The sequence below is a fragment of the Sphingobium fuliginis genome (assembly GCF_015074805.1).
In the GTDB taxonomy this organism is placed as follows: domain Bacteria; phylum Pseudomonadota; class Alphaproteobacteria; order Sphingomonadales; family Sphingomonadaceae; genus Sphingobium; species Sphingobium fuliginis.
Genome location: NZ_CP060037.1, coordinates 290521 through 305938, shown reverse-complemented (window position 1 = coordinate 305938; position 15418 = coordinate 290521). Strand labels below are relative to the sequence as shown.

The 15418-nt window shown below is 65.8% G+C and carries 16 protein-coding genes; 9 read left to right on the top strand and 7 right to left on the bottom strand.

The genetic code is table 11. The annotated features are described in order from the left end of the window. Window positions 1-305 precede the first annotated feature (305 nt). From cueR to copC, 5 genes are all read right to left on the bottom strand, one after another. Complete coding sequence (cueR, locus tag H5V43_RS22930) at window positions 306-704, bottom strand: Cu(I)-responsive transcriptional regulator (RefSeq protein WP_007406402.1); 399 nt, start codon at window positions 702-704, stop codon at window positions 306-308. Then, on the bottom strand, window positions 701-3058 hold the full coding sequence (locus tag H5V43_RS22925; protein ID WP_021245221.1) for a heavy metal translocating P-type ATPase: 2358 nt from the start codon (window positions 3056-3058) through the stop codon (window positions 701-703). The genes cueR and H5V43_RS22925 overlap by 4 nt, the downstream gene beginning before the upstream one ends. 107 nt (window positions 3059-3165) lie before the next feature. Beyond that, window positions 3166-3840: a class I SAM-dependent methyltransferase gene (locus tag H5V43_RS22920; protein WP_017501308.1), complete on the bottom strand. Its 675-nt coding sequence runs from the start codon at window positions 3838-3840 to the stop codon at window positions 3166-3168. Between the two features lie 36 nt (window positions 3841-3876). After that, a complete protein-coding gene (copD, locus tag H5V43_RS22915) occupies window positions 3877-4821 on the bottom strand; it encodes a copper homeostasis membrane protein CopD (protein ID WP_007406374.1) in 945 nt (314 codons plus the stop codon). A gap of 4 nt (window positions 4822-4825) precedes the next feature. Then, window positions 4826-5203 (bottom strand): copper homeostasis periplasmic binding protein CopC, encoded by a 378-nt coding sequence (gene copC / locus H5V43_RS22910; RefSeq protein ID WP_007406420.1) that lies wholly within the window; start codon window positions 5201-5203, stop codon window positions 4826-4828. Between the two features lie 132 nt (window positions 5204-5335). Between copC and H5V43_RS22905 the strand changes: the two genes are divergently transcribed. The 9 genes from H5V43_RS22905 to H5V43_RS22865 all read left to right on the top strand — a co-directional run bounded on the left by H5V43_RS22905 (window position 5336) and on the right by H5V43_RS22865 (window position 13048). After that, window positions 5336-5608, top strand: a complete 273-nt coding sequence (locus H5V43_RS22905) for a hypothetical protein (RefSeq protein ID WP_007406394.1) — start codon at window positions 5336-5338, stop codon at window positions 5606-5608. Beyond that, a complete protein-coding gene (locus tag H5V43_RS22900) occupies window positions 5608-6045 on the top strand; it encodes a periplasmic heavy metal sensor (RefSeq protein ID WP_025550099.1) in 438 nt (145 codons plus the stop codon). Before H5V43_RS22905 ends, H5V43_RS22900 begins: the two co-directional genes overlap by 1 nt. Then, window positions 6042-6608 (top strand): RNA polymerase sigma factor, encoded by a 567-nt coding sequence (locus H5V43_RS22895; RefSeq protein WP_025550098.1) that lies wholly within the window; start codon window positions 6042-6044, stop codon window positions 6606-6608. The genes H5V43_RS22900 and H5V43_RS22895 overlap by 4 nt, the downstream gene beginning before the upstream one ends. A 66-nt stretch (window positions 6609-6674) precedes the next feature. Beyond that, window positions 6675-8603, top strand: coding sequence for a copper resistance system multicopper oxidase (locus H5V43_RS22890; protein WP_037462748.1), 1929 nt, complete (start codon window positions 6675-6677; stop codon window positions 8601-8603). After that, window positions 8600-9787, top strand: coding sequence for a copper resistance protein B (locus tag H5V43_RS22885; protein WP_046765849.1), 1188 nt, complete (start codon window positions 8600-8602; stop codon window positions 9785-9787). The genes H5V43_RS22890 and H5V43_RS22885 overlap by 4 nt, the downstream gene beginning before the upstream one ends. Before the next feature lie 90 nt (window positions 9788-9877). Continuing rightward, window positions 9878-10351 (top strand): DUF305 domain-containing protein, encoded by a 474-nt coding sequence (locus tag H5V43_RS22880; RefSeq protein WP_015449253.1) that lies wholly within the window; start codon window positions 9878-9880, stop codon window positions 10349-10351. 59 nt (window positions 10352-10410) lie between these two features. Beyond that, window positions 10411-11946: a PAS domain-containing sensor histidine kinase gene (locus H5V43_RS22875; protein ID WP_025550097.1), complete on the top strand. Its 1536-nt coding sequence runs from the start codon at window positions 10411-10413 to the stop codon at window positions 11944-11946. After that, complete coding sequence (locus H5V43_RS22870; protein WP_013039093.1) at window positions 11936-12559, top strand: response regulator transcription factor; 624 nt, start codon at window positions 11936-11938, stop codon at window positions 12557-12559. The genes H5V43_RS22875 and H5V43_RS22870 overlap by 11 nt, the downstream gene beginning before the upstream one ends. Window positions 12560-12640: 81 nt before the next feature. Then, entirely contained in the window at window positions 12641-13048 is a 408-nt protein-coding gene (locus H5V43_RS22865) for a response regulator (RefSeq protein ID WP_021245219.1), read from the top strand. 61 nt (window positions 13049-13109) lie between these two features. Here the strand turns inward: H5V43_RS22865 and corA are convergent, their stop codons facing one another. Further along, window positions 13110-14078, bottom strand: a complete 969-nt coding sequence (corA, locus tag H5V43_RS22860) for a magnesium/cobalt transporter CorA (protein ID WP_004212726.1) — start codon at window positions 14076-14078, stop codon at window positions 13110-13112. Between the two features lie 449 nt (window positions 14079-14527). Beyond that, window positions 14528-15358 (bottom strand): SDR family oxidoreductase, encoded by an 831-nt coding sequence (locus tag H5V43_RS22855; protein ID WP_021245217.1) that lies wholly within the window; start codon window positions 15356-15358, stop codon window positions 14528-14530. Window positions 15359-15418 lie beyond the last annotated feature (60 nt).

Here is a 15418-nt window from a genome sequence, read left to right as displayed (position 1 = left end):
CGGAGGGATTGCCTCGCATATGCCAGCCCCAGAAGTCAGAGCTCAGCACGACATTGCTGTATGAAAAGCGGCCAAATACGATCAGGAGGCTCAGTGCGGTCGCACGGGCGAGCCAGCTATCCCGCCGAACCAGTCCCGCAATACCGGCGAAAGGGTCTGCGGGTTGCCGCCGATATGGCGAAGATCCTCCGCCAGCAGTGGCGGGCGGACTGCGAGGAAATATATCGCGAGGCCCGTCGTGAGAATGCCAAGTGCGATCAGCACCCCGGCCGCCAGAGCGGGTCTGGTCCGAGAGGCGGCCGGCGCTAACATTTTCTGTCGAGACTCAGTTCGGCGATGATGGGACAATCTGGCCGCTCGTCGCCATGACAGCGCTCGGCGAGATCGACGAGGGTCTCGCGCAGGGTCGTCAGCGCTTCGGCCTTGCGCTGCAATTCCTCCGCCCGCGCCAACGCGACCCGCTTTACATCGGCGCTGCTGCGGCCCGTGTCGGCCCACAGGCCGAGCAGGGTCCGGATCTCCTCGATCGGAAAACCGAGATCGCGGGCATTGGCGATGAACCGCAGGCGATGGAGGTCACTCTCGCCATAGTCGCGATAACCCGCTCCCCGGCGCGGCGGCGCCGGGATGAGGCCGATCTTCTCATAATGGCGGATCATCCGCTCCGAGACCCCGCTTTGCTTCGACGCCTCCCCGATGTTCACAGCGCTTTCCGGTTGAGGCGCAGCGCGTTGGTGACCACGCTGACCGAGGAGAGCGCCATGGCGGCGGCCGCGATGATCGGCGAGAGCAGGATGCCGAACAGCGGATAGAGCGCGCCCGCCGCCACCGGCACCCCGGCGACATTGTAGATGAAGGCGAAGACCAGGTTCTGGCGAATGTTGGACATGGTCGCCTGGCTCAGCCGCCGTGCCCGCACGATGCCCATGAGATCGCCCTTGAGCAGCGTCACGCCCGCGCTCTCGATCGCGACGTCGGTGCCCGAGCCCATGGCAATACCGACATCGGCGGCAGCCAGTGCGGGGGCGTCGTTGACCCCGTCGCCGGCCATCGCCACCACGCGCCCCTCGCTTTTCAACCGCGCGACGACGGCACTCTTCTGGTCGGGCAGTACCTCGGCTTCGACATCGTCAATGCCGAGCCGCCTTGCCACCGCCTCTGCTGTGGTGCGGTTGTCGCCGGTCAACATCACCACGCGAATGCCTTCGGCCTTGAGTGCGGCCAGGGCCTCCGGCGTCGTCTGCTTCACGGGATCGGCGATTGCAAAGGCGCCGCCGACGGTGCCGTCGACGCCGATGAAGATCGCGGTGGCGCCATCCCGGCGCAGGGCGTCGGCCTGCTCCGCCAGCGCGTCGGTTGCTATGCCCTCTTCCGAGAGGAACCGCGCATTACCGAGCACGATCCGGCGGCCGTCGACGGTGCCGAGCGCGCCGCGTCCGGTGGGGGAATCGAAGTCGGTGACGTCGCTCGTGGGGATGCCGCGATCCTTGGCGGCCTCGACGATCGCCAGCGCGAGCGGATGCTCGGAGGCCCGCTCGACCGAGGCGGCAAGCCGCAGCAGTTCGGCTTCGTCGAAGCCGGGCGCCGGCACGATCTGGGTGACGGCAGGCCGGCCTTCGGTCAGCGTGCCGGTCTTGTCGACGACGAGCGTGTCGACTTTTTCCATATGCTCGAGCGCTTCGGCATTCTTGATGAGGACGCCGAGCCCGGCGCCGCGGCCAACCCCGACCATGATCGACATCGGCGTGGCGAGACCCAGTGCGCAGGGACAGGCGATGATCAGCACGGCGACCGCCGCAACCAGCCCGTAGGCGAAGCGCGGCTCGGGGCCCCAGATGCCCCAGGCGATGAACGCGACCACCGCGACCGCGATGACCACGGGCACGAACCAGCCCGACACCTGATCGGCCATGCGCTGGATCGGCGCGCGCGAGCGCTGCGCCTCGGCGACCATCTGGACGATGCGCGCCAGCATGGTGTCCCGGCCAACCTTGTCGGCGACGATAACGAGCGCGCCGGTCTGGTTGAGCGTGCCGCCGATCACCGTGTCGGCCTTGGCCTTGGTGACGGGCATGGACTCACCGGTGACCATCGACTCGTCGAGCGAGGAACGGCCGTCCTCGACCACGCCATCGACCGGCACCTTCTCGCCGGGACGCACACGCAGGCGGTCGCCGACCGCAACGAGATCGAGGCTGATTTCCTCTTCACTGCCATCGGAACCGATCCGGCGCGCGGTCTTTGGCGCAAGGTTAAGCAGCGCCTTGATCGCGCCCGAGGTCCGCTCGCGCGCGCGCAGTTCGAGCATCTGGCCGAGCAGCACGAGGACAGTGATCACCGCGGCCGCCTCGAAATAGACGGCAACCATGCCGTCCTCTCCGCGGAAGGCGGGCGGGAACAGCTGGGGCGCGAGCGTCGCGACGACGCTGTAGATCCAGGCGACCCCGGTCCCCATCGCGATCAGGGTGAACATGTTGAGGTTGCGGGTCTTGAGCGAGGCCCAGCCACGCTCGAAGAAGGGCCAGCCCGCCCAGAGCACGACGGGTGTCGCCAGCACGAACTGGATCCATACCGAGATCGACATCGGCACGAGGCGATGGATCGCGGGAAAGAGATGCGCGCCCATCTCGAGGATCAGCACCGGGAGGGCCAGCATCAGGCCGACCCGGAAGCGCCGTGTGAAATCGACCAGCTCATGGCTGGGGCCGCTGTCGGCAGTCACGGTCGCGGGCTCGAGCGCCATGCCGCAGATCGGACAGGACCCGGGATGGTCCTGCCGAATCTCGGGATGCATAGGGCAGGTCCAGATCGTGCCTTCTGGCACCGCGACTGGCGGTGCCGGCGGGCCGAGATAGCGCTCGGGATCGGCGATGAATTTTGCCCGGCAGCCCGCGCTGCAGAAATGATAGCTTTCACCGCCATGCTCGGCATGGTGCGCAGTGATCGCAGGATCGACGGTCATGCCGCAGACCGGGTCCTTGACGCCAGCCGCTGGTTTCGCAGCGCCGTGGCTGCCGCAGCAACCGCCGCCATGCGCCGCTCCATGTGTCTCGTTCATCGCCTTGCTCCTTTCGACGCCTGACGATCTAGGGTCTGACACCGTGTCAGGGTCAATACGTAATCGCCTAAGCGGACAAATCGGCGGGCCCGTTCGCCTGGCCGCCATCAGCCAAGGTCATTGGCAACCGTAAGGCCGTGGTCCTGCGCCGGTCGATGCGCCGTAAACAAGTCGATCGCGCCGGTGATGGTCAAAAGCCGAAACGTCTCGGCCACATGCCTGAAGCCGGCCGCCGCGATCAGGCCGGGGAGCACGCCGTCGGCATTGGGCCGGGTATCATCGATGCCATCGAGCCGCTGCACGGTCAGGCGGAAGGCAAGCCGCATGAAACCCTGCTGGCGGCCATAATCGGCGATCACCAGGCGCCCACCCGGGCGCAGCATGGCGAACATGGCGCGCAGGGTTGCCGCCTTCTCCCTGACCGGCATCTGATGCAGCACGAGACTCGACACGACAGCGTCGGCGGTACCCGGGGCCACGTCCCTGGCAAATCCCTGACGCCAGTCGATATCGGCCCGCCGCACAGCGGCCTTGTGCCGCGCGATGTCGAGCGCCTCGGCATCGGGATCGAGACCGATCACCTGCGTCCTGGGCTCGGCTTGCTTGAGCATCAGCGCGAAGCTGCCGGTGCCACAGCCGACGTCGACGACCGTCTCACCGGCTTTGGGCGCCAGGGCGGCGAGCATGGCGGCACGCCACCGCTTCTCCCGCGTCCACAGGCGGATCGCGCGATCATAGTCTTTCGTCGATCCGGTCCCGAGCGGCGGGGTGTAGGATTGCATTGGCTTCTCCCAACGCGAGGCGTCCGAAACGATAAGCTACATCGACATGGGCGGCGATAGTGTCCCCAGCCAGGCGACGAGCCCGAGAATGACGATCGCAAGACCGCCTTCGACGACGAGGCTCGCGCGCAGCAGCGCCTGCGCCCGTGGCGCGTCCTCTTCCTCGATCGCCTGCGCAAGTGCCGGGGTCAGGCGATAACGGTTGAGCGCGGCCAGGCCCAGCATGCCGGCGAACAGCAGCAGCTTGGCGATGAGCAGCAGGCCGTAGGTCGACTGCCCGAGCGAGGCGATGTTGCCCGGACCGACGAGGAACCAGCCGTTCACCGTCCCGGTCAGGATCAGCAGGGCGACGATGATCGTGCCGACGAGGGAGAAGCCCCGCAACGCTTCCTCGGCGAGCGTGACCCGGTCCATGTCTTGAGCGGCGAGATCGTCGGTTGCGAGCCTGGGAAGTACCAGCGCGAGGAATGCGGCAAGCGCGCCGACCCAGGCGCCGGCGGCGAGCAGATGGATGAGATCGGCCCCCAGTTGCAGCCAGCCCGCCTCGCCTTCGCCAGCCGCGCCATGCCCACTCCAGGCGAGGGTCGCGAGTGCGACCGCGCCTGCCAGAGTGGAGGCGATGAAGGCAGGACGGGATTGCCGGCGATAGAAGGGGATGGAGAGCAGAAGAACGAGGAGCGCGACGAGGCGCGCCTTCAGCGCCGTTCCCATGGACGTGCCGTTGAACAGCTCTGCGACCATGGAAAGATCAGGCTGGGTGAGCGGCAGCCCGGTCATGGCCGCTGCCTGCAACGCGAACCCCAGCGCCGACAGCAGGAGGGCGAGACAGGCGAGACCGGCCACCATTGCTACCATCGGCAGATGCCGCTGTACCATCCGGCCGCCGCCGGGCGCATAGAGCGCGAACAGCGGCAGGCCGAACAACAGGCCGAGATCGACGTAGAGCGCCCAGCGGACGGCGACGAGTGCCACGTCGTTCATGGCGTCACTTGACGGTAAAGGCGAGATTGCCCTGGATGCGGTGCGTGTCGGTCGAGACGACGTGCCAGGCGACCTGATAGCTGCCCGCCATGAGCGGCTTGGCGAGCGTCAGCACGAGCGTCTTGTCGCCTTCGACGGACGTCTTGAAGCCGGTTACCGCCATGCGGTGGTTGGGCATGCCGGGCATGCCGGTCATCACGATCTCGGCGCCCGACAGCTTCGGCATCAGACCTTCACTGAAGGTGAGCGTTATACGCGACGGCGCCGGGACGCTGGCGTTGGCGGCGGGCGTCGAGGACACGAGCTTGGGATGGGCGTAGGCCGGAGCCGAAACACTCAGGCCGACGGCGGCGATGGCTGCGAGCGGCGAAAAGAAGCGCATTTGGACATTCTCCTGTCAGTGACATGAGAGAATACGCAGCCGCGACCTGCACCCCTCGCAATTTTCTTTTTGTTCCCGGACAAGGGTTGCCGGACCATCCTGCGTATTGAGAAGTGAAGACGGAGAAACATCATGGACCACCTCGACGACATGCTCAGCCGGTTGCGGGAAGCGCCGCTCGATCCCCGGCTTGCCGGGCTGGACAGCCGCGTCATGGCCGAGATCGCCCGGCTCCAGGCCATGCCCCGCCTGAGCGCCACGACATTCGGTATCGCCGCGGCAGCAGCCTTGTTCCTGGGAATTGCCGGCTCGGCCGTGCCTGTGCGGTCGACCGAAGCCGGGCCGATATCGCCCTTTGACGCGCGGCTCGCGCTCGCTCCTTCGACGCTGCTGAGTTCACAATGATGCGCGACCGCCGGCTCCTGCTCCTCGTCCTGCTGACCTTTGCCGCGGCGATCGCCGGTGTGGTCATCGGCCGCGTCTATGTGGTTCCGGTGCGCCCGGTCGAAAATGAGTTGCACGACCTGCTCCATCGCGATCTGAAGCTGGACACCGCGCAACATAGCCGTCTCGAGACGATCGAGAAGAACTATGCGATCCGGCGTCAGGCACTGGAGGCCGAACTGCGCGCCGATAACGCGCGGCTCGCCGAGGCGATCGAGGCGGAGCATGGCTATGGTCCTCGGGTTGCAGGGGCGGTGGATCGCTCGCACCAGGCGATGGGCGCGCTGCAGAAGGAAACACTCGAGCATATCTTCGCGATGCGGGCCGTGCTGCGCCCGGATCAGACGGACAAGTTCGACGACGCCGTGGTGAAAGCGCTGACGGCCAAGTCCAAATGACCGCGTGCCTCCCCGACTGCTCGGACGGGGAGCTCGCGGCTCTGGCGCTTGGAGGCCGGCAAGCGGCCTATGGCGAGCTGGTCCGCCGGCATCAGGGCTGGGTGCACCGCCTCGTGCGCAGCCATGTCGGGAACCGCGACGAAGCGCTCGACGTGACCCAGGCGAGCTTCGTCGCCGCCTTCGCCGCACTCAACCGCTATGACGCTGCGCGACCCTTCCAGGTCTGGATGTCCCGGATCGTCATCAACAAATGCCATGACTGGCGGCGCCGGCGCGCGGTCCGGAACTTCTTCTCCATGGCCCTGCCGCTGGGCGAGGCGGATGACGTCGCCGATGAGGCGCCGCTACCCGACCAGGCAATCGGCGCCGAGCAGCAACTGGCAGAGGCGATGAAAGCGATCGCCGCCCTGCCCGCCTCTCTCAAAGACACGCTCATCCTGCGGACGATCGACGAGAAATCGGAAGCCGAAACCGCCGAGATTCTCGGCATCAGCCAGAAGGCAGTCGAGACCCGCCTCTACCGCGCCCGCGCACGCCTCGCGGAAATGTTGAAGAAAGTTTGAGGGGGATGAGGCCACGCTGCGTATTTCCAATAGGTCCGCCCTCTTTCTTAAAGCTGAGACAACCGAATGATTTCTGCTCTCGACCGCCGCCAGTTCCTCCGCGGCGCGGCCCTCGCCGGCGGCGGCGCCGCCTTGTCAGCCTGGCTGCCGGCCTGGGCGCAGACGATCTCGCCGGGGATGCGACCGACGCTGCCGACCGTGTCGGGCGAAGACATCACGCTCACCATCGCCCGGCAGTCGATGACCATCGACGGGCGCAAGTTCCGGGCAATCGGCCTCAACGGCACGGTCCCCGCCCCGCTGATCCGGCTGCGCGAGGGCCAGCGCGTGCGGCTCAACGTCATCAATCAGCTGGAGGAGGACAGCTCGATCCACTGGCACGGGCTGATCCTGCCGGCCAATATGGACGGTGTGCCGGGCGTGTCTTTTCCGGGCATCAAGCCGGGCTCGAACTACCTCTACCAGTTCTCCGTCGTGCAAAGCGGCACCTACTGGTACCACAGCCATTCAGGCCTGCAGGAACAGGAAGGCCATTACGGCCCGATCATCATCGATCCCGCCGGTGCCGATCCGGTCGCCTATGACCGCGAGCATGTCATCGTGCTCGCCGATCACAGCGCGCTCTCGCCGCAGGCGATCTTCCGGCGCCTCAAGGTCAACCCCGGCCATTTCAATTTCCAGCGCCAGACCCTGGCCGGGCTCCTGTCGGGCAAGGATCAGCCGCTCAAGGACCGGCTCGACTGGGGCCAGATGCGGATGGACCCGGCCGACATCTCCGATGTGACCGGATCCACCTACACCTATCTCGTCAACGGCCATGGTCCGATGGACAACTGGACCGCGCTCTTCACCCCGGGCGAACGGGTGCGGCTGCGGGTCATCAATGCGTCGGCGATGACCACCTTCAACGTCCGCATCCCCGGCCTGCCGCTGACCATCGTCCAGGCCGACGGGCAGAATGTGGTGCCGGTCACCGTCGACGAGTTCCAGATTGGTGTTGCCGAGACCTACGACGTCGTTGTCAGCCCAGGCGATGACAAGGCCTACACCCTTGTCGGCGAGGCGATCGACCGCTCGGGCATGGCGCGTGCCACGCTCGCGCCGAGGGCCGGCATGGCCGGCGAGGTTCCCCCCTTACGCAAACGGCCGCTCGCCGACATGAAGGACATGGGCATGGACATGTCCTCGATGCCGGGCATGGAAGGCATGGACATGTCGGGCGGCGCTATGCGGGGCGTCGATCCGACGGCCGAGAAGAACGCGTCCGCGCGCCTCGCGACCGGCGCGGCGGCAGCGATGGCGACCATGGACAATAGCGCCATGGCAGGCATGGATCATTCGGGGATGGATCATGGATCGATGGCCGGCATGGACCACGGCGCGATGGGCGCCGATGGCCAGATGGCGGGCATGGATCATGGCGGGCACGCGATGGGCTCGATGAAGATGCGCGACTTCTCGAACGCGCCGCAGGTGAAGCGCGACCCGAGCGTCCAGACCATCTCGCCGATGCCCGTAGACCGCACCGGCGAGCCCGGCCAGGGCCTCGCCGACGTCGGCCACAAGGTGCTTGTCTACAGGGACCTGATGGCGCTCGATCGCAATCCGGACGTGCGCGCGCCGAGCCGCAGCATCGACATTCACCTCACCGGCAACATGGAGCGGTTCATGTGGTCGTTCGACGGCGAAAAAATGTCGGACCATCACGAGCCGATCCCCTTCATCGAAGGCGAGCGGGTGCGCGTCAATCTCATCAACGACACGATGATGGGGCATCCGATCCATATTCACGGGCATTTTTTCGAGCTGGTGACGGGGCATGGCGATCATGCGCCGCGCAAGCATACGGTGATCGTCCAGCCCGGCGGCAAGGTGACCTGGGACTTCACCGCCGACGCGGTCGGCGACTGGGCCTTCCACTGTCATCTCCTCTACCACATGCATGCAGGGATGATGCGGGTCGTGAGCGTCCGTCCGAAGGGAGACGCGCAATGACCCGCATCCTCACGCCGCTGGTGAGCGCGATCGCCCTTCTCTCCGCCGCGCCCGCCTTTGCCCAGGATCATTCGATGCACGACATGCCCGGCATGGCGCCGCCGGGCGGGGCGCGGCCGGCGCAGGAGAAAAAGAAGGACAAGGCCGCCGCGCCGCGCCCCAAGCCCGCTATCAGGCCGCGCGCTCAGAAACCAGCGCCGGGCACCATGCCGGCAATGGACCATTCGCAGGACCAGGCCAGTCCTGCGCCACAGGCAGATGCCGCCGGTCAACCGCAACCCGCTGCTCCCGCGATGGCGGAGATGCCGGGCATGGACCACTCCCGGCATCAGGACGGCGCGATGCCGGACATGCCCGGGATGGACCATTCGCAGCATGGCCAGACCGCCATGCCCGGAACCTCCGCCATGCCCGGCATGCAAATGACCGGCACGGCGCTTCCGGCCGGCAATGCGCCCCCGCCGCCCCCCCCCAGCGACCACTTCGCCGATCGGGATTTTCCCGGCGGCGAGATGGCGCGCTCGCGCGACATCATGATGAAGGACAGCGGCGGCAACAATTTCGGGCAGGTGCTGCTCAACCTGTTCGAGTATCAGGCGCATAGCGGCCGCGATGGCTATCGCTGGGATGGCGAAGGCTTTTACGGCGGCGACATCAACCGCCTCTGGCTCAAGAGCGAGGGGGAAGGCGAGTTTGGCCGCGGGATCGACAGCGCAGACGTCCAGGCCCTCTATAGCCGCGCCATCGACCCCTATTTCAACCTTCAGGCCGGCGTCCGCCAGGACTTCGGCCGCGGGCCCAACCGCACCTATGCGACCGTTGGCGTCGAGGGTCTGGCTCCCGGCATGTTCGAGGTCGAAGGCGCGCTGTTCCTCTCGACCAAGGGCGACCTTCTGGGCCGGGTCGAGGGCTATTACGACCAGCGCATCACCCAGCGCCTGATCTTGCAGCCGCGCGCCGAGGTCAATTTCGCCGCGCAGGATATTCCGGAGAACGACATCGGTTCGGGGCTGGTCAACATAGAGCTCGGCGCGCGCCTGCGCTACGAATTCAGCCGCCAGTTCGCACCTTACATCGGCGTTTCCTATCTGCGCAAAGCCGGAGACACGGCGCGGCTGTCGAGGCTTGCGGGCGAGGACGTCCATGCCACCAGCTTCGTCGCCGGCATCCGCTTCTGGTTCTAGGATCGGGACAGCTGATGGCGGGGGCGAACAAGAGAGCGGGGCGTTACACTCATACCCAGGTCGGCCGGCGCCGAGCGAAGGAGATACGCCATGGACCATTCGTCCCACATGAACACCCGGAAGATGGGTGCCTATTGGAGCCTTGCCGTTCAGACCGTCATCAGCGGCGTCATCATGTATCTGGTGATGTTCGTCATGATCGACGGGCTCGACAGCTTCTACAACAACCTCAACATGCTCTACATGACGCTGATGATGGTCGCACCGATGGTGGTGCTGATGATCCTCGCCATGCGACACATGTTCGTGTCGAAGGCCGCCAACATCGCGCTGATCGCCGCGTCGCTGGTCGCCTTCTTCGGCAGCTTTGCACTCATCCGCACCCAGACCACGATCGGCGACACGGCCTTTCTGCGCTCGATGATCCCGCATCATTCCGGGGCGATCCTGATGTGCCAGGAAGCAAAGCTCAGCGATCCGGAAGTCATCCGGCTTTGCGAAGCGATCAAGCGCTCGCAGCGGCAGGAAATCGACGAGATGAAGGCCATACTCGCGCGGCGCTGAGTGGCACGGTCGGGCTACGCCCGGATACGTGCGCCCGGCCAGGCATGTGAGCCGGGACGATGGTCGACACGAGGCGCGGGCCGGACGAGATTGCCAGGGAGGTGGTGCGGCTTGCGCCGTTGTTCCTGCGACAGGCTGGCGGCCATGTCCTGACGCTGCTCGATCCTGCCGGGATCGTGCTGAGCTATAATGAAGAAGGCGAGCGTGCCGAATGCTGGCCGCTCGACCGCGTCCTGGGACAGCCCCACGACCTGTTCTACCCGCCCGACGAGATTACGGCCGGCCGGCCGTGCGCAGACCTGGCGGCCGCCCTTCACGAGGGCACGCTGGAGCGCGAAGCGTGGCGGGTCTGCGAGAATGGAGCGGAGTATCTCGCGCGCCTGACGATCAGCGCCCTGTTCGAAGGCGACGCACATCGAGGCTTTGCCTGCATCAGTCGCGATGTCACCGACGAGGCGGCGGTCCGGGCGTCGATCGAGACCCGCGAGCAGCATCTCCAGTCGATCCTGGCGACGGTGCCGGATGCGATGATCATCATCGACGAGACCGGCGCCATCACATCCTTCAGCGCAGCGGCACAACGCCTTTTCGGCTACAGCGAAGCCGAGCTCGTCGGCCGCAACGTCTCCTGCCTTATGCCCCAGCCCGATCGCGACCGGCATGACGAATATCTCGCGCATTATCTCCAGACCGGCGAGCGCCGGATCATCGGCCTCGGCCGCGTCGTGGTCGGCCAGCGCCGCGACGGCTCGACCTTCCCGATGCAGCTGTCGGTCGGCGAGGCCGGTGAAGACGGGCAGCGGTTGTTCACGGGCTTCATCCGGGATCTCACCGCCAAGGAGCAGGATGAGCTCAGGCTCAAGGAACTGCAGGCAGAGCTGGTCCATGTCTCCCGGCTGAGCGCGATGGGCACGATGGCTTCGACTCTTGCCCACGAACTCAACCAGCCGCTTGCCGCGGTCGCGCTCTATCTCGAGACGATCCGCGACATGCTCGACGAGCGGGACGACGAACCCTTCGTGTCGCTGCGGTCGGTGATGGATGATGCCGCCCAGGAAACGCTGCGGGCCGGCCATATCGTCCGGCGCCTTCGCGATTTCGTCGCCCGCGGCGAGGTCGACAAGAGCCTCCACGAGCTGCCGCAGGTCATCGCCGAGGCGAGCCAGCTCGCGCTGGTCGGCGCACGCGAGCGCGGCATCCGCAGCTTCTTTGCGGTCGAGCACGCCGCGACGCCGGTCCTCGTCGACAGGGTGCAGATCCAGCAGGTGCTGGTCAACCTGATGCGCAATGCCATCGAGGCGATGGCGGAGTGTCCGGTTCGCGACCTCAAGGTGGCGACCAGGTTGCGCCCTGACGGGCTGATCGAGGTGACCGTGGCGGATACCGGCCCCGGCATCGCCGACGAGGTCCGGGAGCAGCTCTTCACGGCGTTCAAGTCGACAAAGGCCGACGGCATGGGCCTCGGCCTTTCGATCTGCCGGACCATCATCGAAGCGCATGGGGGCCGTATCTGGATGGAGCGCCCCGACCGCGGCGGCGCGCGCTTTCATTTTACCTTGATCCATGCGCGGGCGGAGGAGGAACATGGGGGATAGACGCGTCATCCATCTGGTCGACGACGAGGAGAGCATCCGCAAGGCGGCGAGCTTTGCGCTCAAGACCGCGGGCTACGACGTCGTGACCTATGCCTCGGGCGTGGAGTTTCTCAAGGAGGCGAAGTCGGCGGCCGTCGGCTGCGTCATCCTCGACGTGCGCATGCCCGAGATGGACGGTCTCGAGGTTCAGGCCGCCATGGCAGCACGCGGGGTCAACATGCCGGTCATCGTCCTGACCGGCCATGGCGACGTGTCGGTTGCGGTGCAGGCCATGAAAGGCGGCGCGGTCGACTTTCTCGAGAAACCCTTCGAGAAAGCCGCCCTGCTCGGCGCCGTCAGCCGCGCGTTCGCGCGTCTCGACGATGTCGACCTTCGTACCCTGGAAACGTCCGAAGCAGGGGTGCGGGTCGCTGCACTGACGCCCCGGGAGCGGGAAGTGCTCGAAAGGCTGGCCAACGGCCTGCCCAACAAGACGATCGCCTATGACCTGGGCTGTTCATCGCGAACGGTCGAGGTCCATCGCGCGAGCCTGATGGCCAAGCTCGAGGTCCGCAATCTGTCCGAAGCCCTGCGGATCGCCTTTGCCGCGGGCATGGGCCGCAAGCCGAAGTGACTGCGACCTCTACGTAGCGACGGGACGAGGCGCGATATGCGATCGATGGTGCAATCGTCACACGGGTGTCCGCTTCTCGCAATGCCATCGGTCCGTTCCACCCAGCATGATGGCAGATACACCATCCTCGTCTCCGACGACGATCCCGGCGTGCGGCGTGGCCTCCAGCTGCTGCTGAGATCGCGCGGCTATGCCGTGTGGGGATATACGACCGGCCGCGCGCTGTTGGCCGACCCCCGCGCGAAGGAGGCGGACTGCGTCATCCTCGACTATCGCATGCCCGACATCGACGGATTCGCGATGCTGCGTCACCTTCGCGAGATCGGATGGTCGGGACGGGCCATCATGATCTCAGGCTTTCACGACACGCTGCTGGCCTCGCGGGCCGCCGAGGCGGGCTTCGATCACGTTCTCGCAAAGCCGTTGATCGGCAGGGCTTTGCTCGATGCGTTGGACCGGCACCGCGCCGAGACGCTTCGAAAGCATTGAACTGTGGCAACCTGCCCCCGGCGGCCTCAGCCCTGCGCGATGTGGACAGCGGTCAGCGACGTCAAAGCCAGTGGTTGCGTTTGAACCGGATGTAGAGTCCGATGCAGACCGCAGCGATGACGCCGAGGATGACGAAATATCCCCACTGCGTCTTCAGTTCGGGCATATTCTCGAAGTTCATCCCGTAGATCCCGGCAATCGCGGTAGGCACCGCGAGGATCGCGGCCCAGGCGGCGAGCTGACGCGTGATCGCACCCTGGCGCTGCTGTTCGAGCAGGTGACTCGCCTCGAACACCGAGATCAGGATGTCGCGGATGCCGGTGATGGCGCTCTCAACCCGGAGCATGTGATCGAGCAAATCACGGAAATAGGGTTTGGAGGCCTCATCAAGCCGCGGAAGCTGCAGGTTCACCAGCTTGCGACCGACCTCGAGCATGGGTCCGAGCACGCGTTGGAAGCGGACGAGCTCACGCCGCAGCGTGAAAATCCGGGTCACCTCCTCGCGGGTGAGAAAGGCTGCAAGCATGCGCTGCTCCATCTTGAGGACGTCCTCCTCGATCGCCTCGACGATCGGGAAATAGCCATCGACGATGAAGTCCAGAATGGCATGGAGCACATAGTCCGGGCCCTCGCGCAGCAGGTCCGGCGTGATTTCGAGATGCGCGCGAAGCTCGCTGTGCGAGCGTGCCGAACCCTGCCGAACGGTGATGAGGAAATTCTTGCCCAGGAAAATCGCGGTGGAGCCGTAGGCGATATGATCGCCTTCAAGATGTGCCGTCCTGGCGACGATGAACAACTGGTCACCGTAGACGTCGAGCTTGGAAATCTGGTGGCCGTTGCCGGCATCTTCCACGGCAAGCGGGTGAAGGCCGTAATTTCCGGCGATGTCGGCAAGTTCTGTTTCGCTGGGCTGGGAGAGGCCGATCCACACAAAGTCATCCTTGGCGATATGCTCGCACGCCGGATCGATCAGGGTCACCGGCCGCAGCCGTTTGCCCTCGTGATAAAGAAAGGCGGCGACGACGCTCATGGCACTTTCCGGTGCCGCCACCTGCGGCGGCGACCGGAAGCCGTGTGCCTCGCCCATTGAGACGCGTGCACAAGCAGGCGCGCCTCGCCCTTTAACCCCAGTCGCAGGAAGACGAAGGCGGCGCGCAGCAATTCGAGCGAGAGCTTATAGAAGATGCGGCGGAGCGTTGGGTTTCGCAGAAGGCCGCTCCCGTTCATGACGCGCGTGGCTGGGCGGCGCGCTGCCACATCAAGGGCACGCAGACTGCGAAGGTCCGCGCACCCTTGATTGGCGACCGCGAAGGTTTTCCTCTCTTGCGATGGTACCAAGCGATTGCCCGTTTGGCGCTTCGGCAATCGTGTCGGATGGCTATACCTAAGTATCGGATAGCGGCGCTGACGACAGGGGTTGCCGGGCCCCGGTGAGGCGCATCGCACCGCGCGGAGACGAAAGCTGGAAGACGGGAAAGCTCAACTGTCGAAAGCGACCGAGCGCGCGAGCGCTTCCTGGGACTGCAGAAAGGCGAGCCGCGATTGCAGCGCCGCCTGGACAACGCCGAAAGCGTCACCCCCCAGAGTCACGCGCAGCGGCGGATGGTCGCTGGTTGCGACATCGACGATCGCTTGCGCGATCTTTTGCGGGTCGAGCGTGTAGAGCTCGTTTCCGGCGGTCTCGAACATCTTGCGGATATCGCCGGCGGGCGTATCGCGATAGGCGGCGATCTCGCTGGCGAATTGCAGGTTGTGGCTGAAGCTGGTGCGCGCGCCACCCGGCTCGATCAGCGTCACGAACAGGTTGAAGGGTTCAAGCTCCTGGCGGAGGCATTCGCTGAAGCCCTCCAGGCCCCATTTGGCCGCATGATAGAGACTGCTCGTCGGAAGCGAGCCCTGACCGCTGGCGCTGGAGATCTGGATGATCCGGCCGCTCCCGCGCAGGCGCATCGCGGGGACAAAGGCGCGGGTGATGTGGATGGGCGCCATGAGATTGAGCGCGATCTGGCCTTCGACCTCGGCGTCCGACATCTCTTCGGTGGCGCCGATCACGCCGCCGCCGGCGTTGTTGACCAGAATATCGACGGGTCGACGCGCCTGCGCCCGGGCCACGACCGCAGCAATATCGTCCTTGACCGTGACGTCGAGCGCTTCGACGCGCAGCTGGCTCGGATATTTCGCCGCAAGGTCGTCGAGGCTTTCGGGCCTGCGAGCCGTCGCGGTAAGGTCGTCGCCCGCGGCCAGGATCAGTTCGGCCAGATGGCGGCCAATGCCGCTGGACGCGCCCGTGAGAAACCAGTGATTGGACATATGCTGCTCCATATATTACCAACTGGTAGGTAACTTCATATGTGGAATGCGTCAATGCCG